Source organism: Streptomyces sp. NPDC046261 (assembly GCF_040646235.1).
GTDB lineage: Bacteria > Actinomycetota > Actinomycetes > Streptomycetales > Streptomycetaceae > Streptomyces.
This window is the reverse complement of record NZ_JBEYZU010000027.1, coordinates 25,205-45,229: the sequence shown is the minus strand read 5'-3', so window position 1 is coordinate 45,229 and position 20,025 is coordinate 25,205. Positions and strand designations below refer to the sequence as shown.

At 71.7% G+C, this 20,025-nt stretch carries 19 protein-coding genes and 1 tRNA gene; 6 read left to right on the top strand and 14 right to left on the bottom strand.

The window, feature by feature from the left end; translation table 11 throughout:
- The first annotated feature begins 5 nt into the window (after positions 1 to 5).
- A complete protein-coding gene (locus ABZ956_RS28810) occupies positions 6 to 680 on the top strand; it encodes a pyridoxamine 5'-phosphate oxidase family protein (protein WP_361899827.1) in 675 nt (224 codons plus the stop codon).
- Between the two features lie 7 nt (positions 681 to 687).
- Here ABZ956_RS28810 and ABZ956_RS28805 read toward each other — a convergent pair whose 3' ends face one another.
- Together ABZ956_RS28805 and ABZ956_RS28800 are read right to left on the bottom strand one after the other, a co-directional pair.
- Positions 688 to 1,044 carry a DUF6256 family protein gene (locus ABZ956_RS28805; RefSeq protein ID WP_361899825.1) on the bottom strand — a complete coding sequence of 119 codons (357 nt, stop codon included), beginning with the start codon at positions 1,042 to 1,044 and terminating at the stop codon, positions 688 to 690.
- A gap of 30 nt (positions 1,045 to 1,074) precedes the next feature.
- A complete protein-coding gene (locus ABZ956_RS28800) occupies positions 1,075 to 1,311 on the bottom strand; it encodes a DUF6186 family protein (RefSeq protein WP_361899822.1) in 237 nt (78 codons plus the stop codon).
- A 142-nt stretch (positions 1,312 to 1,453) separates the two neighbouring features.
- Between ABZ956_RS28800 and ABZ956_RS28795 the strand changes: the two genes are divergently transcribed.
- Positions 1,454 to 2,221: a class I SAM-dependent methyltransferase gene (locus ABZ956_RS28795; RefSeq protein ID WP_361899819.1), complete on the top strand. Its 768-nt coding sequence runs from the start codon at positions 1,454 to 1,456 to the stop codon at positions 2,219 to 2,221.
- Positions 2,222 to 2,295: 74 nt separating this feature from the next.
- Here ABZ956_RS28795 and ABZ956_RS28790 read toward each other — a convergent pair.
- A tRNA-Pro gene (locus ABZ956_RS28790) sits at positions 2,296 to 2,369 on the bottom strand.
- Between the two features lie 355 nt (positions 2,370 to 2,724).
- On the opposite strand from ABZ956_RS28790, the gene ABZ956_RS28785 reads away from it, so the two are divergent.
- Entirely contained in the window at positions 2,725 to 6,006 is a 3,282-nt protein-coding gene (locus tag ABZ956_RS28785) for an amidohydrolase family protein (RefSeq protein WP_361899816.1), read from the top strand.
- Positions 6,007 to 6,141: 135 nt separating this feature from the next.
- On the opposite strand, the gene ABZ956_RS28780 is transcribed toward ABZ956_RS28785, so the two are convergent.
- From ABZ956_RS28780 to ABZ956_RS28770, 3 genes are all read right to left on the bottom strand, one after another.
- Positions 6,142 to 7,023, bottom strand: a complete 882-nt coding sequence (locus tag ABZ956_RS28780; RefSeq protein WP_361899813.1) for a chitosanase — start codon at positions 7,021 to 7,023, stop codon at positions 6,142 to 6,144.
- Positions 7,024 to 7,222: 199 nt separating this feature from the next.
- Complete coding sequence (locus tag ABZ956_RS28775; RefSeq protein WP_361899810.1) at positions 7,223 to 8,458, bottom strand: MBL fold metallo-hydrolase; 1,236 nt, start codon at positions 8,456 to 8,458, stop codon at positions 7,223 to 7,225.
- Between the two features lie 81 nt (positions 8,459 to 8,539).
- Positions 8,540 to 9,187, bottom strand: coding sequence for an alpha-ketoglutarate-dependent dioxygenase AlkB (locus ABZ956_RS28770; protein ID WP_361899807.1), 648 nt, complete (start codon positions 9,185 to 9,187; stop codon positions 8,540 to 8,542).
- A 260-nt stretch (positions 9,188 to 9,447) separates the two neighbouring features.
- Between ABZ956_RS28770 and ABZ956_RS28765 the strand changes: the two genes are divergently transcribed.
- Positions 9,448 to 9,888, top strand: coding sequence for a carboxymuconolactone decarboxylase family protein (locus tag ABZ956_RS28765; RefSeq protein WP_361899804.1), 441 nt, complete (start codon positions 9,448 to 9,450; stop codon positions 9,886 to 9,888).
- A 17-nt stretch (positions 9,889 to 9,905) separates the two neighbouring features.
- On the opposite strand, the gene ABZ956_RS28760 is transcribed toward ABZ956_RS28765, so the two are convergent.
- The 3 genes from ABZ956_RS28760 to ABZ956_RS28750 all read right to left on the bottom strand — a co-directional run bounded on the left by ABZ956_RS28760 (position 9,906) and on the right by ABZ956_RS28750 (position 11,979).
- A complete protein-coding gene (locus tag ABZ956_RS28760) occupies positions 9,906 to 10,754 on the bottom strand; it encodes an SAM-dependent methyltransferase (RefSeq protein ID WP_361899874.1) in 849 nt (282 codons plus the stop codon).
- A 91-nt stretch (positions 10,755 to 10,845) separates the two neighbouring features.
- Positions 10,846 to 11,109, bottom strand: coding sequence for a DUF397 domain-containing protein (locus ABZ956_RS28755; protein WP_361899802.1), 264 nt, complete (start codon positions 11,107 to 11,109; stop codon positions 10,846 to 10,848).
- A gap of 3 nt (positions 11,110 to 11,112) precedes the next feature.
- Entirely contained in the window at positions 11,113 to 11,979 is an 867-nt protein-coding gene (locus tag ABZ956_RS28750; RefSeq protein WP_361899799.1) for a helix-turn-helix transcriptional regulator, read from the bottom strand.
- 136 nt (positions 11,980 to 12,115) lie between these two features.
- Between ABZ956_RS28750 and ABZ956_RS28745 the strand changes: the two genes are divergently transcribed.
- Positions 12,116 to 12,574, top strand: a complete 459-nt coding sequence (locus ABZ956_RS28745) for an ATP-binding protein (RefSeq protein ID WP_361899797.1) — start codon at positions 12,116 to 12,118, stop codon at positions 12,572 to 12,574.
- A gap of 48 nt (positions 12,575 to 12,622) precedes the next feature.
- Here the strand turns inward: ABZ956_RS28745 and ABZ956_RS28740 are convergent, their stop codons facing one another.
- Positions 12,623 to 13,414, bottom strand: a complete 792-nt coding sequence (locus ABZ956_RS28740; RefSeq protein WP_361899794.1) for an SGNH/GDSL hydrolase family protein — start codon at positions 13,412 to 13,414, stop codon at positions 12,623 to 12,625.
- 138 nt (positions 13,415 to 13,552) lie between these two features.
- On the opposite strand from ABZ956_RS28740, the gene ABZ956_RS28735 reads away from it, so the two are divergent.
- Positions 13,553 to 14,359, top strand: a complete 807-nt coding sequence (locus tag ABZ956_RS28735; RefSeq protein ID WP_361899791.1) for a tyrosine-protein phosphatase — start codon at positions 13,553 to 13,555, stop codon at positions 14,357 to 14,359.
- Positions 14,360 to 14,414: 55 nt separating this feature from the next.
- On the opposite strand, the gene ABZ956_RS28730 is transcribed toward ABZ956_RS28735, so the two are convergent.
- From ABZ956_RS28730 to hpnH, 4 genes are read right to left on the bottom strand one after another with little or no spacing between them, the layout of a single operon-like run.
- Entirely contained in the window at positions 14,415 to 15,812 is a 1,398-nt protein-coding gene (locus tag ABZ956_RS28730) for an aspartate aminotransferase family protein (protein ID WP_361899789.1), read from the bottom strand.
- Positions 15,809 to 17,770 carry a 1-deoxy-D-xylulose-5-phosphate synthase gene (gene dxs / locus ABZ956_RS28725; protein ID WP_361899787.1) on the bottom strand — a complete coding sequence of 654 codons (1,962 nt, stop codon included), beginning with the start codon at positions 17,768 to 17,770 and terminating at the stop codon, positions 15,809 to 15,811. The genes ABZ956_RS28730 and dxs overlap by 4 nt, the downstream gene beginning before the upstream one ends.
- Before the next feature lie 60 nt (positions 17,771 to 17,830).
- Positions 17,831 to 18,997 carry a flavodoxin-dependent (E)-4-hydroxy-3-methylbut-2-enyl-diphosphate synthase gene (gene ispG / locus ABZ956_RS28720; RefSeq protein WP_361899785.1) on the bottom strand — a complete coding sequence of 389 codons (1,167 nt, stop codon included), beginning with the start codon at positions 18,995 to 18,997 and terminating at the stop codon, positions 17,831 to 17,833.
- A gap of 5 nt (positions 18,998 to 19,002) precedes the next feature.
- A complete protein-coding gene (hpnH, locus tag ABZ956_RS28715; RefSeq protein WP_361899782.1) occupies positions 19,003 to 20,025 on the bottom strand; it encodes an adenosyl-hopene transferase HpnH in 1,023 nt (340 codons plus the stop codon).

The window sequence follows — 20,025 nt, the reverse complement described above, 5'->3', positions numbered from 1 at the left end:
CGCAGATGCACACCGACGGGCCGGGGGCGGCCTCCGGGGGGCCGCGCGAGGACACGGTGGCCACGCGCTGTGCCGTGCGACGCGAGCAGCTCGGGCTGACGCGCGAGGAGCTGGCGGGTCGCGCGGGCATGTCCGTCGCCTATCTGGGTCAGGTGGAGAGCTTCAGCGGCGATTTCGACCCTGCCGCGCTCATGCGCCTGGCCGCCGCGCTGGAGATGCCGTACGACGAGCTCGTCGAGGGCCCGCGGGAGCCGGCGCCCGGCGGGCAGCCGGCCGCGCCCCACCCCCTGCTGGCGCAACTCCCCGAGGGCGAGTGCTGGCGACGCCTGGGCACCCACGGCGTCGGCAGGATCGGCTTGTCCGCCGTGCCCACCCCCGTCGTCCTGCCCGTGAACTTCCTGGTCGACGGCCGCACCGTCGTCTACCGGACCGAGGCCGGCGGCGCGGCGGCCCCGGCGGAGGGGGATCAGCTCGCGTTCGAGGCCGACCACATCGACGAGCGCCTCAGCCGCGGCTGGAGCGTCCTCATCACCGGAACGGCCGAGCACATCACCGACCCGGGCACGGTGGCGTCCCTGTCCACCCAGCCCGGCGCACAGCCCTGGGCCGGCGGTAAGCGTGACCTGTGGGTCCGCATCCGGCCCGGTGCGGTGACCGGGCGCACCATCGAGACCCGGTGAGAGGCCCTCACCGTCGTCGCACGGAGCACCACGTGGCCAGAAAGAACAACGGCAGCGCTACGCCGGCCAGCAGAGCCGTACCGGTGAACGCGCTCATCAGAAAGCGGCCCCCCACGTGGGCCACGCCTTGGTAGTAAGCGACGACGACGACCATGAGCGTCACATAGCCTCCGAGCGCGGTGCCCACGAGCTGCCTCGCCCATGCGGCCCAGCCGCGCCGGGGCGATGCCCCGGCGAACCGGCGCGCGGGTTCCCAGCGCACGGGGGGACGGCGTCGGAGGAGGAGCAGGCCGAGGGCGAGGTAGCCCATGACCAGGACGTAGCCGGTGGCCATGAGGGCGATGTTCAAAGGCGTGGGCAGCACGGCCGGACCCGTTGAGCGTCGGCGGCGGTCTCAGGAGGGATCCCGCAGCAGGAAGTGCCAGCCGCGTACGAAGGTGTGCCAGCCGAACCACAGCCACAGCGCGAAAAGGGACCAGCGCCCCGCCGGGTGACTCATCACGGCTCTGACCGCGTCACTGAGGGTGGGAAAGCCGTCCCCGACCCGGATCAGGCTGACGCCCTCCCAGGCGAAGACGGCGCCGAACAGTACGGCCCAGACGAGATAACCGATCACTGGATGCTGTGCCATGTCCGCTCCCATGCGTTCGAGCCGCGTGCAGGGCAGCCGCCCGGCCCGGTTAGGCCGGCGCCTCGCCGTGGAAGTGATCGTGACAGCCCGCGGCGCCACCGCGCCCGGGCACACGCGGAAGGGGGCCGAGGAGGGCAGTGGGATGGCCGACGACCGCTCGAGGCCGGGTTACCGGCTGAGGTACGCCTTGCGTCACCCCGAGCGGGTGATGCCCTACGCGCGGCGGTGGGCCCGCGACGCCTGGCTGAGAGCGACGTCGGCGGATCACGTGGCGTACTACCGCAAGGTGATGCGGTCGGACCTCGCGCGCAGCGCGGACGCGGCCGTCGGCAGCAAGAGCCGCGAGCGGTGGCTGGAACTGGGCCGCCTGCAATTCGACTACCTGCGCGAACACGGCCTGACCCCCGAGGACCGGATGCTGGAGATCGGCTGCGGCAACCTGCGGGCGGGGTGGAGGTTCATCCAGTACCTGCAGACGGGCCACTATTACGGCATCGACATCTCACCCGGCATCCTCCTCGCCGCCCAGCGCACGGTCACCGAGTTCGAGCTGCGGGACAAACTCCCCCACCTGGCCGTCGTGGACAACCTCACCTTCGATTTCCTGCCCGACGAACACTTCACCGTCGTCCACGCGCACAGCGTCTTCTCCCATTCGCCCCTGCCCGTCGTCGACGAATGCCTACGGCACGTGTCCCGCATCCTGCACCCCGGCGGATTCTTCGACTTCACCTTCGACCGCACCGACGGGGCGGAACACCACGTCCTGCGGGAGGACTTCTACTACCGCCCGCAGACCCTGATCGACCTCGCCCGTCGCCATGGCCTGACGGCACGGCTGATGCAGGACTGGGAGGCACTGCCGCACCGGCAGTCGAAGATCCGCGTCGCACGCGCGGAGACGGCGTGAACCCGCTGGGTGAATGATCAAGGGGCCGTTTCAGATGTGATCTGAAACGGCCCCTTGATCTGCGACTCTCCGAGTCGGGACGGCGGGATTTGAACCCACGACCCCTTGACCCCCAGTCAAGTGCGCTACCAAACTGCGCCACGTCCCGGTGCTTGTCCGGCCCGGGCTTTCGCCCTCGCCGACCGCGCATGAGAACAATACCGCACTTCCCGAGGTGGTCGCGCACGGCTTTCCGCCGTGCGGAGCCAGGGAACGGGGCACCGCGGCCCCTCACGCACAGTGACCACACCCCGACGTCGCGTCGGCGCCAGGTCCCGTACCCCATGCCCCGTTCGGATGACGCGCGCACCCCTGGCCGCCCCCTCGCGCCGGTGCCTCCGTTCCGACATCCACCTGTTTTTGGTGGTTGGTGGGGTGTTGACCTATCCCGTGTGTGACGTGCAACGATCGCCTTTTGGATTTTAGCTGCCGCCTCGCGTAACTCCCTTGACCCAGGAGGACAGTTGAACACCAGCATCTCCCGGCGCAGATTTCTGCAGACGGCGGCGGCCGGGACCGCCGCCGTGGCCGGTACGGCCGGCGCGGCCGGGGCCGCCGTGGCTCTGCCCGTGGACGCGACGGCGGACCCGGCGGCGGCGTCGGGGCGTACCGTCCTTTCCTTCACCGGGGCCACCGACGGTGCCGCCTCCCTCTCTCCGGCCGGTGACCGGTTGATCGCCGAGGTACAGAACGTTCTGTGGTCCGTCCCGCGCGAGGGCGGGGACGCCGTGGCGATCACGCCGGCGGATCTGGAGCCCACGCGGCCCGTGCACTCGCCCGACGGCAAGTGGCTCGCGGTGTGTGCGTACCGGGGTGGGGGGTTTCATATCTGGATATTGCGGACTGATGGGTCGGGGCTGCGGCAGGTGACGGACGGGCCGTGGGACGACCGGGGGCCCGCGTGGTCGCCGGACGGGACGCGGATCGCCTTCGCCTCCGAGCGCGGGGGCGATCCGGTGAAGGGCAGTCCGTACCGGGTGTGGGTGGTGGACGTGCGGACGGGTGGGCTGACGCAGGTCACCGGGGTCTCCGGGCAGGAGGGGCCGGGGCAGGACGGGGCCTGGGAGGACTTCGACCCCGTCTGGTCACCGGACGGTGACCGGCTGTGGTTCGTGCGGGGGCGTGTGGTGGGGACGGCGCTGGAGGCCCGCACGGTCGCCTCCGTGCCGGCCGACGGGCGGGGGCCGGTGCGGAGCGAGCACACCGAGAGCGCGGCGGCGCAGGTCATGACGCCCGCCGTCTCGCCGGGCGGGCGGCTGGCCTATCTGCGGACGACGGCCGCGCCCGACGCCACCTGCACCCTCGTCGTGGACGGCGGCGTGGTCGCCGTCGACGGGGACGTGGCGCCCGTGCCCCCGCGGTGGGTCTCCCGCGAGGAACTGCTGCTGACGGTGAGCGGCCAGTTCCGGATCATCCGGCCGGAGGCGGCGAAGGTCCCGGAGGCCCCGACCGCCGACTCCCTGCCGCACCCCTCGGCGGCACCCGCGCCCACCCCGCCCGCCGGTGCCCGCACCGTGCCCTCGGCCACGATCCCCTTCACGGCGAAGCTGCCGGTGGACCGGCCGCGCTATGAGGTCAAGCGGTACGACTTCGCCGCGGGCGGCGGCGCGCGGCGCGTGCGTGCCGTGCATCTGCCCGCGCTCTCCCCGGACGCCCGCCAGGTGGCCTTCGCCGCGCTCAACTCCCTCTGGGTCGCGAACGTCTCCGGCGGCCGGGCGCCCCGGCAGGTGGTGCGGGCCGACCCCACCCGGTTCCTCCTCTCGCCCTCCTGGTCGCCGGACGGCAAGGCGCTGCTCTACGCCGACGACCGCGACGGGCTGTTCGCGGTCCGCCGCCACGAGCTGGCCTCCGGCGAGGAGAGCGTGCTGGCGAACGGGGGCCGCGTGCAGCCCGCGCTGTCGCCGGACGGCACGCGGCTGGCGTGCCTGGACCTGTCCGGGAACCTCCTCGTACGCGACCTGGTGGCCGGCGAGGACCGGGTGCTGGCGGCACCGCTGGGCGGTGGCGGGCTGCCGGGAAGACCCAGCTGGTCGCCGGACGGGCGCTTCGTCGCCTTCTGTGACCGCAACCGCCTCAACCAGCGATTCCGTGAGGGCTACAACCTCATCCGCGTGGTCGACACCACGCGGGGCGGCACCCCGCGCCTGCACGCCATCGCGCCGCACGCCTCCATCTCCGACCGCTTCGACGCGGGCCCGGTCTGGTCACCGGACGGCCGCTCCATGGCCGTGATCAGCGAGTCCGCGCTGTGGCTGGTGCCCGTACGGGCCGACGGGACGCCCGACGGCGAGCCGCGCCGGCTGACGGACGAGGCCGCCGACAGCCCGTCCTTCTCCGCAGACGGGCGCACGATCCTCTATCTGTCCGCAGGGCGGCTGCGGCTGCTGGACACGGCGAGCGGCAGCGCCCGCACGGTCCCGGTCGCGCTCGACTACCGGCGTCCGGCCCCCGCCGACACCGTCGTGCGCGCCGGCCGGTTCTGGGACGGCACGGGCACGGCCGTGCGCGAGGACGTCGACATCGTGGTGCGGGACGGCCGCGTCGCCGCCGTCGAGCGGCACCGTGCGCGCCGGGCGGCCCGGCACATGGTCGACGCCTCGCAGCAGACGGTGATCCCGGGCCTGTGGGACGCCCACACGCATCCGTGGCAGGGCACCTACGGCGGCCGGCAGACGGCGCTGCAACTGGCGTACGGCATCACGACGGCGGTCTCCTTCGGCGGGGGCGCCTACGAGCAGGCCCGCGTCCGCGAGGCCGTGGCGGCCGGCGCGCTGGCGGGGCCGCGGCTGCTGAGCACCGGGGAACTGCTCGACGGGTCGCGCGTGGCCTACAGCATGGGGCGCGCGCACCGCACGCGGGAGGGGTTGCGCCGGTCGCTGAGCCGTGCCGAGGCCCTGGACTGGGACTTCGTGAAGACCTACGTGCGCGCGCCGGGCTGGGTGATGGAGGAGGCGGCCCGCTTCGCGCACGAGCGGCTCGGGGTGCGCTCGGGAAGTCATCTGTGCTCGCCGGGCGTTCAGCTGGGACAGGACCTGACAACGCATCTCCAGGCCACGCAGCGGCTGGAGTTCGGGCACGCCACGACGGCGACGGGACGGTCGTACCAGGATCTGACCGAGATCTACACGGCGACCGACTTCCATCTGATCGCCACGCCCTTCACCTCGGTGCCGCTGGCGGGCTACGACCCGTCCCTCGCCAAGGACCCCCGCGTGACCGAACTGATGCCGCCGTGGGACGTCACGCTCGTCCAGCAGACGGCCGCCAAGGCGCCCACCGCCGCCCAGCTGGCCACGCTCCGGCGCGAGCTGGAGGTCTACCGGCGGGTGCTGGCGGGCGGCGGACTCGTCGCCCTCGGCACGGACGCCCCGCTGGTGCCGGTCGGCCTCTCCCTGCACCTGGGGCTGCGGGCCCTGCACTGGTACGGGCTGTCGGCCGCGCAGGCACTGCGCACCGCGACCGTGCTGCCCGCGCGGGTGTTCGGCGCGGAGCGGGACCTGGGCACGCTGGAGGTGGGCAAACTCGCCGACGCCACGATCATCGACGGCGACCCCTTCACCGACTTCGACACGCTCGTACGGACGACATCGGTGCTGCGCGGCGGCGTGCCGCACCGGCAGAGCGATCTCGTCGGCTCCTACCGGCGCGCGGGGAAGCCGGCGGTGCGCCATGGGCGTGAGCACGAGGACTGGCCGGCCGTCGGGCGGCAGCTGCGCCGCGACTCCTGCTGCGACATGGGGCACTGACGCGACGAGGGGCACGGTCGCGCCCGCCGGCTTCCGCGGAGGAGGCCGGCGGGCGGGAGGTCCGCTCGCCGGGCCGGGCACGCCCGGCGCTCGAAGGGCTGCTCGTGCGGGGCTCCGCTCGTCGATCGCGAGGGTCTACTCGTTGATCTGGAAGGACTCGCCGTAGACCTTCCACTTCAGCGGGGGCACGAAGTCGAAGTTGCCCTCCTTGAGGAACACGCGCTGCGCGGTGTCGACGCGGCTGGTGTCCTCGTGGGCCTTCTCGCTCTGCATGGCCTTCTTGCGGGCGTCGAGGAAGGCGTTGAGGTACGTCTTCTCGTCGCCGCCCTGCGCCGGGGGCTTCGCCTTCGACAGGGCGGTCTTGCGGATGCCGCCGAAGCTGTACTTGCTGTTGCCGGGGCCGTGCATGACGATCGCGTCGTAGTAGATGAACTGGCCGAGCGCGCGCAGGCCGTCCTCCTTCGCCTGTTTGACGGAGGGGTTGAAGTAAACCCGGTCGCGCTCGGATTCCTGGGCGTTCTGGAAGGTCTTGTCCTGGGCTGCCTTGCGCCAGGCGTCCTCGAACGGCTTGCCCAGGCCGGCGTGCGAGTCGCTGCCGTTGACCTTGCGCAGGGCGGGGAGGTACTTGGCGAGCGGGTTGCCGGGCTTCTGCCGGGTGTAGAGCTCGACGAGGTCGAGCATGTCGCCGGTGCCCGAGCAGAAGCCGATGATGCCGCCGGTGTAGCCGCGGCCGTCGCCTATGTCCTCGATGTACTTGAACTGCCCGCGCCAGTCGAGCGAGGAGTTCTCCGCGCTGGAGACCACCCGCATGGCGATGTCCTTCTTGTGCGGGTCGTCCAGGCCGGTGGCGGCCATGACCGCGAGGCCCGCGTCCACACGCTTCGACGGAGCCGCCGCCTGGCCGACTCCCCCGAGGACCAGCGAGAGCGGCAGGGCCACCGCCATCCCGGTGAGGACGACACGGGTGGTCCTCCTCGTCATGTGCGCCTTCTTCTGCGTCGAGGTGAGCGTGGGCATGCAGAACTCCGTTCCCGATCGTCCGGCAATGCGTTAGGAAGCTTTCCTAACCGTCGTCAGGCATTGAAGCGGCCGTTCCGTCGGCATGACAAGAGGGGAACGCACGCATGTGCGTAAAAACGCCAAACGTTCGATGCGTGCGACCTGATGCGACCTGATGTGCAGTCAGCCCACGTCAGCCCCCACGCCAACCCCACGGCTACGCGCGCAGAATGGGCTCCGCCTCGCTCGCGCCGCCGGCCGCCCCACCGGCGGCCGGAGCACCGGCGGCAGCCGCCGTGCCCACCGCGGCACCGTCGGCCGGCACCACGGGCCCTCGGCCCGCCGGGCGCGCCGCGACCGCCCGCCACCACAGCTCGAGCGGCAACCCGGCACCCGGCTCGAAGGGCTGGCCGGGCCGTGGCACGACGACCCGCGCCCCGGCGCGCCGGCCCGCGGTGACCGTCCCCTCGGCGGGCTCGTCCCAGGGGTGCGGGGCGAGGACGAACGTGCCCCAGTGGATCGGCAGCATGACGCCCGCCGCCGCGTCGCCGCCCTGGAGGTCGACGTGGGCGCGCATGCCCTCGTCGGGCGTCATATGGATATCCGGCCAGAACTCGCTGTACGCACCGATCTGCACCATCGTGGCGTCGAACGGCCCGTACCGCTCGCCGATGTCCGCGAAGCCGGGGAAGTAGCCGGTGTCGCCGCTGTGGAAGATCCGGTGCCGCTCGCCGGCGACCACCCACGAGGCCCACAGCGTGTGCTGGGTGTTGCGCAGCGCCCGGCCGCAGAAGTGCCGGGCCGGGGTGGCGGTCAGGGTGACGCCGGCGACCTGGGTCGATTCGTGCCAGTCGAGCTCGGTGACGCGGTCCGCCGGCACGCCCCAGTGCTCCAGGTGGGCGCCGACGCCGAGCGGGACGACGAAGGCCGTGCCGGTGCGGGCCAGGGCCCGGACCGTCGCCATGTCCAGGTGGTCGTAGTGGTCGTGGGAGATGACCACGGCGTCCAGGCTCCCGGTCTCCGCCAGCGGTACGGGCACGGGGTGCAGCCGCCTGGGGCCCGCGAAGGAGAACGGTGAACAGCGCTCCGACCACACCGGGTCGAACAGCACCCGCGCTCCGTCGATCTCGGCCAGCACGCTGGAGTGGCCCATCCAGGTCAGCCGCAGCCCCGAGGCGGCGGGCACGGCCAGGTCCGCGACGGTGGTGGGGTGGACGGGCACGGCGTGGGCGGGGGCCCTGCGCAGGCGCTCCTCCTTGCGGAAGTACGTGGGCAGGAACGCCAGCATGGACGGGGAGGGCGTGTGCCGCGCGCCCTCGGGATTGACGAACACGCCGTCGGCGAAGTTCGGCGAACGCCGGATACGCGCCATCCGCTCCCCCGCCGGATCCGCGCCGAACGCGGCCGGGCGCAGCGAGTCGAGCGGTGAGTACGTCGGGCGGAAGCCGGTCACGGCGCCTCCAGGGCAGCGGGGGCACCCCCATGCCGTCGGCTGTGGGGGAAGCGGTTCTTCCTCATTATCCGGCCACGGCGGTCACAGCCCACTCACCCGCAACGTGATGTTCAACCGTCCCTTCAGCCCCAGGGCCGCGGGGGCGGTGCCCGGCAGCGTCCGGGTGACGCCGTGGTAGGCCATCCGCGAGGGGCCGCCGAAGACGAAGAGGTCGCCGCTGCGCAGCTCGACGTCCGTCCAGGGACGGCCCCGGCCGTGGACGTTGCCGAACCGGAAGACGCAGCTGTCGCCGAGGCTGAGCGAGACGACCGGCGCGTCGGACTTCTCGTCGCTGTCGCGGTGCAGGCCCATCTTCGCGGCGTCGTCGTAGAAGTTGACCAGGGCGATGTCGTACGCCTCCGGGCCGGCCTCCCGCCCGTACGCCGCCGCCACCGCGTCCCGGGCCAGGGCGTCGAGCCAGGGCGGGAACGGCTTGACCGGCGATCCGTCGCCGTCGACGACGGTACGGGCGTAGCCGTAGGGGAACCAATGCCAGCCCAGTCCCACCGAGCGGACCGACATCTGCCCGCCGCTCGGCATCCGCACGGTGTGCAGGCCGGCGGGGGGCCTGGCCCACCGGCGGCAGTCCTCGAGCAGTCGGCGCTGCGCGGCCTCGTCCAGCCAGCCGGGCAGGTGCACCGCGCCGGGGGCGATCTCCACCGGGGGCCGGGGGAAGAGCTCACCATCCATGCCGCCACCCTAGGACAGCCCACTGACACCCGCCCTGACCTGCGGTTTCAAAAGATTTTCCGGAGCGGTGTCACATTCTCGCGGGGCCGGTCCGTCGTACGGTCGAAAGCAACCGCACCTCTCCCGACGGAGGCACCGGCCATGGCCCGCATCACGCTCGACCCGTCCCTCACCCCCTGACGCGCCTCGCCGCGTGGTACTGCCGGCGCGCCTACGGCAAGGTCCTCGACCCGCTGCTGGCGCTGGCGCACCACCGCAAGGTGCTGATCGCCGACACGCGCCTGGAGTGGTCGGTGGCCCGCTGGAACAAGCTCGACCCCGGGCTGAAGGACCTCGCCGTCATGGCGTCGGCCGCGGCGATCGGCTGCTCGTGGTGCATGGACTTCGGCTACTGGGAGAGCCGGCGCCGCGGCCTGTCGCACGAGAAGCTGCGCGATGTGCCGCGCTGGCGGGACAGCGAGGTCTACACGCCGCTGGAGCGGGACGTGCTGGAGTACTCGGAGGCGATGACCGCCACTCCGCCGGCCGTCGAGGACGAGCTGGTGGAGCGGCTGCGCCGATGCCTCGGCGAGGCCGCTCTGGTGGAGCTGACGGCGATGGTGGCGGTGGAGAACCTCCGCTCGCGCATGAACTCGGCGCTGGGGCTGAGCAGTCAGGGCTTCAAGGACCGCTGCGAGATCCCGGAGCGGGCCGGCGCCTGAGGGTGCGCGGCGTCCGCTCAGCCCTTGCGGCCCACCCCGCCGTAGAAAATGGTGTTGCTGAGCTCCTCGGGGCCGGGCACCGGTCCGTCGGGCCGCCACAGCGGCACCCGGACCAGGCCGGGGTCGAGGAGCTCGAAGTCGCCGAAGAGCGGCTCGATGGCGGCCCGGTCGCGCAGGTTGAGGGCGGCGGTGGCGTTCTTGTAGACGTCCAGCACGCCGTCCCTGGCCACCGTGTCGGTGCGGCCGGCCGCGTAGCCCTCGTACGGCTCCCCGGTGGCGTGGGAGAGGATGAGCCGGCTGCCGGCGGGCAGGGCGTCGCCGAGGGTGGCGACGATGCCCGCCGGGTCCTCCTCGTCCTTGACGAAGTGCAGGACGGCGACGAGGAGCAGGGCCACCGGTTCGGCGAAGTCGATCAGTTCGCGGACGGCCGGGTCCTGGAGGATCGTCTCGGGCCGGCGCACGTCGGCGAGGGCGAACCCGGCGCCGCCCGCGTTCGTCAGCTTCGCCCCCGCGTGGGTGGCGACGATGGGGTCGTTGTCGACGTAGGCGACACGGACGTCCGGGGCGATCTCCCGTGCCACCTCATGAGTGTTGGGCGAGGTGGGGATGCCGGTGCCGATGTCGAGGATCTGGCGGATGCCGCCGCGCACCGCGTCCTGCACGGCCCGGCGCAGGAAGGCGCGGTTGGCGCGGGCGGACAGCCGCACCTGGGGGTGGACCTCGATGACGCGCTCGGCCGCCGCGCGGTCGACCTCGTAGTTGTCCCAGCCGTCGAGGTAGTAGTCGTACATGCGGGCCGGGTGCGGCCTGCTGGTGTCGATCTCCTCGACGGGGAAACCCTGTCCGCCCTCGCCTATGCCGGGCATGCTGTGCTCGATCACGCCGTGTTCCCCTTCGGTACGCGTGCAGATGTCGCCGCTCGGTCGGTTGCGGCCGGTCCCTCGCGCCTGCTCGGCCTTATTCGGCGCTCACGCTCGGTCCCGCCAGCAGGAAGTCGGCCTCGCCGGCCTTCGCGCCCCGGATGAAGGTCTCCATCTCGTGGTGCGTGTAGATCAGGGCGGGGCCGCCGGGGTCGGTGGACTGGCGCAGGGCGATGCGGCCGTCCCCCAGCCGCATGACCTCGACGCAGCTGCCGCCGTTGCCGCCGCTCCACGGCTTGCTCCAGCCCTCGGTGCCGAGGTCGCTCGCGGGCATGCCGTTGTATATGTGGTCCAGATCCATGGTTCAGATCTCCTTACGAATGCCACCCAGGATCGCCTTGGTGGTGTGTGCCGGCGCGGCCTGCGCGCACATCCGGTCCAGGGCTTCCAGGAAGGACGAGACGTCGTCGCGCTGGTCGAAGTACGAGGCTCCGACGAGGTTTTCGGCGTACGCGATGTCCGGCAGCTCCTGGATGGGGAACCGGAAGATGTGGAAGGGGCCGTACATCGCCGGGTGCGGCCCGGCGGCGAACGGCATGAGCTGCAGCCGCACGTTGGGCAGGTCCGTGGCCTCGATGAGCCGGTCGATCTGGGCGCGCATCACCTCCGGCCCGCCGATGGGCCGGCGCAGGACCGTCTCGTCCATCACCACCCACAGCAGGGGCGCCCGGTCCCGGGTGAGCAGGGCCTGGCGCTGGCGGCGGACGGTGACGGCGCGCTCGATGTCGGCGTCGCGGGCGTGCGGCATGCCGGCGCGCAGTACGGCGCGGGTGTAGTCCTCGGTCTGCAACAGGCCGGGGATGTAGTGCGGTTCGTAGGCGCGGATGAGGTTGGCCTCGCCCTCCAGGCTCACGAACGCGCTGAACCACTCGGGGAGCACGTCGCGGAACCGGTGCCACCAGCCGGGGCGGTTGGCCTCGCGGGTGAGGGTGAGGAAGCCTGCTATCTCCTCGGGGTCGAGAACGCCGTAGACGTGGAGGAGCTTCTCCACATACGGGACCTTCAGCCCGACCTCGGCCTTCTCCATCCTGCGGATCGTGGCGTGCGTGACGTCCAGGGCGCGGCCCGCCTCCTCGAAGGAGAGCCCGGCCTTCTCCCTCAGGTCCTGCAGCCGTCTGCCGAGCACGACTCTGAGGACCGTCGGGGCGCCCGTAGGCCGCGAGTCCGCCACTGTCCACCCCCTCCAACTGCCGTCATATGCCAGCAGTGTGCCACGCAGTCTGTCGAGCGGACAGACTGTCCTTGCGATTCTGTAATTTGCAGGTTGAACCTTGCCACAGATGAGCTCTATCGCACATAGTTGCGGAGTGCTCCCCTCCCATGACGCACCCTCGCTCGGGTTCTGCGGCAGCTACCTCGCCGGCCGCCTGCAGGACGCCTTTCACTTCCCCGCCCTCAACGCCTCGGTGGCGGAGGCGCGAAAACGAGTTCTCGCGCGGCTGCGGGAGTGGGGCATGGACGAAGTGGCCTGCGACGACGCCCAGTTGGTGGTGTCGGAGCTGTTCACCAATGCCGTGCGCCACACGGACAGCGACAAGGTCCGCTGTCAGCTGCGGGTGAGCGCGGTGGCCCTGCGCATAGAGGTCGCGGACCAGGGGCACACCCCGACGGAGCCCAGGGCGCGGTGCAGCGGTGCGGACGAGGAGAGCGGGCGCGGACTGCTGCTGGTGGGCGCGCTGTCCCAGGCGTGGGGGGTCCGGCCCGACGACACCGGCAGAGGCCGAGTCGTCTGGGCCGACCTGCCGCACGGGCGGCTCCCCCACTGACCCCCGTGTGCGGCGCGCCATGGCGGCCGCGGGCGCCTGGAGCGGCGCCTAGAGCGGCAACAGATCCGGCCGCTTGGGCTCGACGTTGTCGCCCGAGGACTCGCCGCGCAGCCGGCGCCCGATCCACGGCACCAGGTACTCGCGCGCCCAGTTGATGTTGTCGCGGCGCACCTCGGCGGGCGACCGCTGGCCCTCGTCCGGCCATTCCTGGTCGGGGTCGGCCGGCACCTGAAGGCCCAGGACCTGGGCGGCGCGCAGCGCCACGCGGGTGTGCCCGTCAGGCGAGAGGTGGAGCCGGTCCTCGCTCCAGGCCCGCCGGTCCTGCACCGAGCGCAGCGACCACAGGTCGAGCACCGGGCAGTCATGACGGTCGGCGATGGAGCGCACATGGGCGGTGTAGGTCGCGATCTTTCCCCGCAGGTGGCGCAGGACCGGTACGCCGCGGGTGTCGAATCCGGTGCACAGCAGCACCGTGCCGACGGAGTCCTTGAGCCGGACCACGGCCGCCTCGTAGCGCTCCGCCACGTCGTCCGGGTCGCTGCCCGGCCGCAGGATGTCATTGCCACCCGCGCAGAAGGTGACGAGATCCGGGCCGAGCTCCACGGCCCGCGGCACCTGCTCCTCGACGATCTGGTCCAGGAGGCGCCCCCGGACCGCGAGGTTGGCGTACGTGAAGGAGTGCTCCGCCTGCTGGTCGGAGAGGAGTACGGCCAGTCGGTCGGCCCACCCGATGAAGGTGCCGTCGGGTCCTGGATCGCCGACGCCCTCGGTGAAGCTGTCCCCGACGGCTGCGTACGACCCGATCGCGCTCTTGCTGAATGAATTCGAATCGTCTGCCACGTCAGTACATCTTTCACCGTTCGGAGTGACCTACGCCACCGTAACCAGGGGTTGACGTGCCGTGATGTATCCCACCCCGACAAAATCGCGTCAGCCGGAATACGATCGGCGACGGCAGCCGAGACCCGAGGAGCGCACGTGACACAGACGCCGCACGTCCCGTCGACCGAGCCCGAGCTGGCCGGCATCCGCAACTTCCGCGACCTGGGCGGCCTGCCGGCCGCCGACGGACGGCACGTACGGCCCGGCGTCCTGTTCCGCAGCGGCCACCTCGCGCACGCGACGGAGACGGACGCGGCCTTCCTCGGCTCGCTCGGCCTGCACACCGTCTTCGACTTCCGCAACGCCGCCGACATCGCGCTGGAGGGCCCCGACGTCGAGCTCACCGGGGTACGGAACGTCAACATCCCGCTGTCCGACCCCGCCGACGGCAGCGAGTTCTGGCGGATGGTCCGTGACGGCGGCCTGGACACCCTGCGCTCGGTCCTGGGCCAGGGCCGGGCCGCGGACCGGATGTCCGAGTCGTACCGCACGATGATCATCACCCGCACCGCCGAGCACAGCCGGGTGCTGCACACCCTCGCCGACGACAGCGTGCCCGCGCTGATGCACTGCGCCGCCGGCAAGGACCGGGCGGGGCTGTCGATCGCGGTGACGCTGCTGGCGCTCGGGGTGCCGCACGAGGCCGTCGAGGCCGACTACCTCGAGTCGAACGCACCGCACCGCCGCTACCGGGTGCGCCGCGGCGACGGTACGGACGCGGACCGCTCGCCCGAGGTGAGCGAGCTGCTCTCGCCGCTGTTCGAGGCGCGGGCGGAGTATCTGGCCGCCGCGTTCGCCGCGATCACCGAGACCTGGGGGACCACGGAGCGGTATCTCGCCGAGGGGCTGGGAGTGGACCCGCGCACGCGCGAGCGGCTGCGGGAGCTGCTGCTCACCGACTGAACCGCGCGGGTGGGGGGGCCGCCCGAGGCACCCCACCCAGCCCCCACAGGCCCCGTCAGCGCCCGCCCACCGCCTGCCTGACCAAGGTTCGGCCGAAGTCCCACAACAGGGCGCCGCCGTCGTGGGCGTCGTCCATGACCGCCTCGAAGGCCGTCACGAAGCGGTCCACCTCACGCTCGCCGATGATCAGTGGCGGGATGAGCTTGATGACCTCCAGATGGTCCCCGGAGACCTGGGTGAGGATGCGGTGCCGCTGCAGCAGCGGCGCCACCACCATCTGCGCGAAGAGCCCCTTGCGCGCCGCCTGCAGCATCGCCCAGCGGCTGCGCAGGCCCAGCGACTTCGGCTTGCCGAACTCAATGCCGATCATCAGGCCGCGGCCGCGCACCTCGTGCAGCAGCTCGTACTTGCCGACGAGCGCCGCCAGCCGGGAGCGCAGCAGCTCCCCGGTGTCACGGGCGTTGGCCACGATGCGCTCGTCCTCCATGACGGCGAGCACCGCGAGACCGGCCGCCATGGCCTGGGCGTTGGAGCCGAAGCTGGCGGAGTGGACCAGCACCCGGTCCATGGAGGAGTAGACCTTCTTGAAGATCCAGTCCTTGCCGAGCGTCGCCCCGACCGGGACGTAGCCGCCGGAGAGCGCCTTGGCCACGCACACCAGGTCGGGCTCGACCCCGTGCTCGTGCTGGTAGGCGAAGAAGTCACCCGTGCGCCCGATGCCGGTCTGCACCTCGTCGGCGATGAGCAGCGCCTTGTGCCGGTGCAACAGCTCCTGTGCCGCCCGCAGATAGCCCGGCGGTGCCGGCTGGACGCCCTTGCCCTGGATCGGTTCGATCACCAGGGCGGCCACGTCGCCGCGGCCCAGCTCCCGCTCCAGCCGCTCCAGGTCGCCCAGGGGGACCGCGGTGTCCGGCAGCAGCGGGGCGAAGCCGTCCCGGAAGCCGTCCTCGCCGTTGACGGACAGCGAGCCGGCCGTGAGCCCGTGGAAGGCGTGGGAGCAGTACAGCACGCGCGGCTTCCCGGTGGCGTACCGGGCGAACTTCAGCGCCGTCTCGACGGCCTCGGTGCCGCTGTTGCCGAAGAAGACCCGGTCCAGGTGGGGTGCGTAGGACAGCAGCTTCTCGGCGAGCAGGCCGGGCAGCGGCGGGCAGTCGAAGCGGGTCAGGTCGGCGAGGGAGGCGTCGAGGACGTCGTGGAGCGCCTTGCGGACGACCGGATGGTGGCGGCCCACCCCCATCACCCCGAAGCCCGCGAGCATGTCGAGGTAGTCCTGCCCGTCGGAGTCCCAGAAGTAGGCGCCCTCGGCCCGCTCGTAGACCTTGTCGAAGCCGATGGTGCGCAGCATGCGCGGCAGCTGGTGGTTGAGGTGGCGGGCGTGCAGGTCGTAGCGTTCGCCACCGCGCTCGGCCAGCAGGGAGGCCAGGTCGAATCCTTTGGTGCCGTCGGCCGTCATGCGTTGTCGCTCTCCTTACCCACCAGGGCGGCCTCCTTGCGGCCGGGTCCGGCTTCCCCACAGGCCCGGGCGGCCTCCTTGCGGGCCAGCGCCGCGCTGATCCGCCCGGCGATCTCGGCGGGGGTGAGCCCCAGGTCCGCCAGCACCTCGGCGCGTTTGGCGTGCGCGAGGAACTGCTCGGGGATGCCGAAGGTACGCACCGGCAGGTCCACGCCGGCGTCGCGCAGCGCCTGGGCCACGGCCCAGCCGACGCCGCCGGTGCGGCTGTTGTCCTCGATGACGGCCACCAGGCGGTGCCGTGCGGCGAGCGGGGGCAGCGCCTCGTCGACGGGCTTGACCCAGCGGGGGTCCACCACGGTGCAGGTGGTGCCGCGCGCCTCGAGCAGCTCGGCGGCGTTCAGCGCCACCGGTGCCATGGCCCCGACCGCGACGAGCAGGACGTCCGTGACCGCGGCCTCCTCGTCCGGGCGGGCGAGGACGTCCATGCCGCCGACGCGGCCGAGGGCGGGGACCGCCTCACCCACGTTCTCCTTCGGGAAGCGCACGACGGTCGGGGCGTCGGCGACGTCGACGGCCTCGCGCAGCTGGGCGCGGAGCTGGTCGGCGTCGCGCGGGGCGGCGATGCGCAGGCCGGGGACGACCTGGAGGATCGACATGTCCCACATGCCGTTGTGCGAGGCGCCGTCCGTTCCGGTGACACCGGCCCGGTCCAGGACGAAGGTGACGCCGCACTTGTGCAGGGCCACGTCCATGAGGACCTGGTCGAAGGCGCGGTTGAGGAACGTGGCGTACACCGCGAAGACCGGGTGCAGCCCGCCCGTGGCCAGGCCCGCCGCCGAGGTGGCGGCGTGCTGCTCGGCGATGCCGACGTCCCAGACGCGTTCGGGGTAGGCGGCGGCGAACTTCGTCAGGCCCACGGGGTCCAGCATCGCCGCGGTGATCGCGACCACGTCCGGCCGCTCGGCGCCGATCCTGACCATCTCGTCGCCGAAGACCGAGGTCCACGACGTCCCGCCGGCCGTGGACAGCGGCTCGCAGGTCAGCGGGTTCATCACGCCGACGGTGTGGAAGCGGTCCGCCTCGTCCTCCAGGGCAGGCTGGTAGCCGCGGCCCTTCTCGGTCCGGCAGTGCACGACGACGGGCCCGTGGAAGCGTTTGGCCCGGCGCAGCGCCGATTCGACGGCGGCGATGTCGTGGCCGTCTATCGGCCCGAGGTACTTCAGTCCCAGGTCCTCGAACATGCCCTGCGGGGCGAAGGCGTCCTTGAAGCCCTTCTTCGCGCCGTGCAGCGACTCGTACAGCGGCTTGCCGAGGAGCGGCACGCGCTGGACGACGTCCTTGCCCCAGGACAGGGCGCGTTCGTAGCCGTCGGTCGTGCGCAGGGTCGCGAGGTGGTTGGCGAGGCCGCCGATGGTGGGGGCGTAGCTGCGCTCGTTGTCGTTGACGACGATGATCAGCTGCCGGTCCTTGGCGGCGGCGATGTTGTTCAGCGCCTCCCAGGCCATGCCGCCGGTCAGGGCGCCGTCGCCGATGACGGCGACGACGTGGCGGTTCCAGCGCCCGAGCACCTGGTTGGCCTTGGCGAGGCCGTCGGCCCAGCCCAGCACCGTGGAGGCGTGGCTGTTCTCGATGACGTCGTGCTCGGACTCCTCGCGCGAGGGGTAGCCGGACAGGCCGCCCTTGCCGCGCAGCTTGGAGAAGTCCTGGCGCCCGGTGAGCATTTTGTGGACGTACGACTGGTGGCCGGTGTCCCACAGGATGCGGTCCGCGGGTGAGTCGAAGGCGCGGTGCAGGGCGATGGTCAGCTCCACCACGCCGAGGTTCGGCCCCAGGTGCCCGCCGGTCCTGGCCACGGCGTGGACCAGGAAGTGGCGGATCTCCTCGGCGAGGTCGGTCAGGTCCTCGCCGTCCAGTGCCTTCAGGTCGCGCGGACTGCGGATGTTCTCCAGCAACGACACGCCGGCCCCCTCCTCCTTTGTCGGCCTGCCCGTACAGGCCCCGTTGTCGGACCCCGCCGGTCAGAGCACGGTGACGGCGGGCGGCCCGGAGAGGGCGCCGTCCGCCTCCATCTGCTCGGCGAGCTTTATCGCTTCGTCGATGAGCGTCTCCACGATCTTGGACTCGGGGACGGTCCTGATGACCTCGCCCTTGACGAAGATCTGGCCCTTGCCGTTGCCGGACGCCACGCCCAGGTCGGCCTCGCGGGCCTCACCGGGGCCGTTGACGACACAGCCCATCACCGCCACGCGCAGGGGCACCTCCATGCCTTCCAGGCCCGCGGTCACCTGGTCGGCGAGCTTGTAGACGTCCACTTGCGCCCGGCCGCAGGAAGGGCAGGAGACGATCTCCAGGCGGCGCTGCCGCAGGCCCAGCGACTCCAGGATCTGGATGCCGACCTTGATCTCCTCGACCGGCGGGGCGGACAGCGAGACGCGGATGGTGTCGCCGATGCCCTCCGACAGCAGGGCGCCGAAGGCCACGGCCGACTTGATGGTGCCCTGGAAAGCCGGACCCGCCTCGGTGACACCCAGGTGCAGCGGATAGTCGCACTGGGCGGCGAGCTGCCGGTAGGCGTTGACCATGACGACCGGGTCGTTGTGCTTGACCGAGATCTTGATGTCGCGGAAGCCGTGCTCCTCGAAGAGCGAGCACTCCCACAGGGCGGACTCCACGAGCGCCTCGGGGGTGGCCTTGCCGTACTTCTCCAGCAGCCGCCGGTCCAGCGAGCCGGCGTTGACGCCGATACGGATCGGGGTGCCGGCGTCGGAGGCCGCCTTGGCGATCTCCTTGACCTTGTCGTCGAACTGCCGGATGTTGCCCGGGTTGACCCGGACGGCGGCACAGCCGGCGTCGATGGCGGCGAAGACGTACTTCGGCTGGAAGTGGATGTCCGCGACGACCGGGATCTGGGACTTCCTGGCGATGACCGGCAGCGCGGCCGCGTCGTCCTGCGACGGGCACGCCACCCGGACGATCTGGCAGCCGGCCGCCGTCAGCTCAGCGATCTGCTGCAGCGTCGCGCCGACGTCGGCCGTGACCGTCGTCGTCATCGACTGCACCGACACCGGCGCGTCCCCGCCGACCGGCACCGACCCGACCTGGATGCGCCGCGCGGGGCGACGCACCGCCAGGGCCCGGGCGGGTACGGCGGGGAGCCCGAGGGACACCGGCTCCGTGGCGGCCACGACCGTCAGCCCCGGTTGCCGGAGACGGTCTCGCGGGCCGCGCGCAGCGACTCCTTCAGGGAGCCCATGGTGGCCAGGACGGCCGTGGGTTCGTAGCCGCAGTGGGCCATGCAGTTGGCGCACCGCGGGTCCTTGCCGCGCCCGTACTTCTCCCAGTCGGTCTCCTCGATGAGCTCCCGGTACGTGGGGACGTAGCCGTCGCTCATCAGGTAGCAGGGGCGCTGCCAGCCGAAGAGGGAGTAGTTGGGGATGGCCCAGGCGGTGCAGGGGAAGTCCGCCTTGCCCTCGAGGAAGTCGAGGAAGAGCGGGCTGTGGTTGAGCCGCCAGCGGCGCCTGTTGCCGCCGGAGAACGCCTTCTTGAACAGCTCCCGGGTCTGCTCGACGCCCAGGAAGTGCTCCTGGTCGGGTGCCTTCTCGTAGGCGTAGGCGGGCGAGATCATCATCTCGTCCACCCGCAGGTCGTCATTGAGGAAATTGAGCACCTCGATGACGGTCTGCGGGGTGTCGGTGTTGAAGAACGTCGAGTTGGTGGTGACGCGGAATCCGCGCCGTTTGGCCTCCTTGATGGCCTCCACCGCTTCGTCGAATACCCCTTCCTTCGCAACGGACTCGTCGTGCCGCTCCCGCAGCCCGTCGATGTGCACCGCGAACGCGAAATACGGGGAAGGCGTGAACTTCTCCATCTTCTTTCGCATGAGCAGGGCATTGGTGCACAGGAAGACATACTTCTTCCGGGCCACCAATTGGCGTACAATCTCATGGATCTGGGGGTGCATGAGCGGCTCGCCGCCCGCGATCGAGACCATCGGCGCACCGGACTCCAGCACCGCGCCGACCGCCTGGGCAACGGGCATACGCTGCTTGAGCACGCCTGCCGGATGCTGGATCTTGCCGCAGCCCTCGCACTTGAGGTTGCAGGCGAAGAGCGGTTCGAGTTCGACGATCAGCGGGAACTTCTCCCGCTTCCGGAGCTTCTGTTCAAAAAGGTAGGTCCCGACCCGGATGGTCTGACGGAGCGGCATGGCCAT

Bases quoted from the DNA above. Each gene is read 5' to 3' on its own strand.
- ABZ956_RS28770 (WP_361899807.1), bottom strand. From the start codon at position 9,187: ATGGATGGTGAGCTCTTCCCCCGGCCCCCGGTGGAGATCGCCCCCGGC.
- ABZ956_RS28755 (WP_361899802.1), bottom strand. From the start codon at position 11,109: ATGGATCTGGACCACATATACAACGGCATGCCCGCGAGCGACCTCGGC.
- hpnH (WP_361899782.1), bottom strand. From the start codon at position 20,025: ATGGCCATGCCGCTCCGTCAGACCATCCGGGTCGGGACCTACCTTTTT.
- ABZ956_RS28780 (WP_361899813.1), bottom strand. From the start codon at position 7,023: ATGCCCACGCTCACCTCGACGCAGAAGAAGGCGCACATGACGAGGAGG.
- ABZ956_RS28800 (WP_361899822.1), bottom strand. From the start codon at position 1,311: ATGGCACAGCATCCAGTGATCGGTTATCTCGTCTGGGCCGTACTGTTC.
- ABZ956_RS28810 (WP_361899827.1), top strand. From the start codon at position 6: ATGCACACCGACGGGCCGGGGGCGGCCTCCGGGGGGCCGCGCGAGGAC.
- ABZ956_RS28760 (WP_361899874.1), bottom strand. From the start codon at position 10,754: ATGCCCGGCATAGGCGAGGGCGGACAGGGTTTCCCCGTCGAGGAGATC.
- ABZ956_RS28730 (WP_361899789.1), bottom strand. From the start codon at position 15,812: ATGACGGCCGACGGCACCAAAGGATTCGACCTGGCCTCCCTGCTGGCC.
- ABZ956_RS28795 (WP_361899819.1), top strand. From the start codon at position 1,454: ATGGCCGACGACCGCTCGAGGCCGGGTTACCGGCTGAGGTACGCCTTG.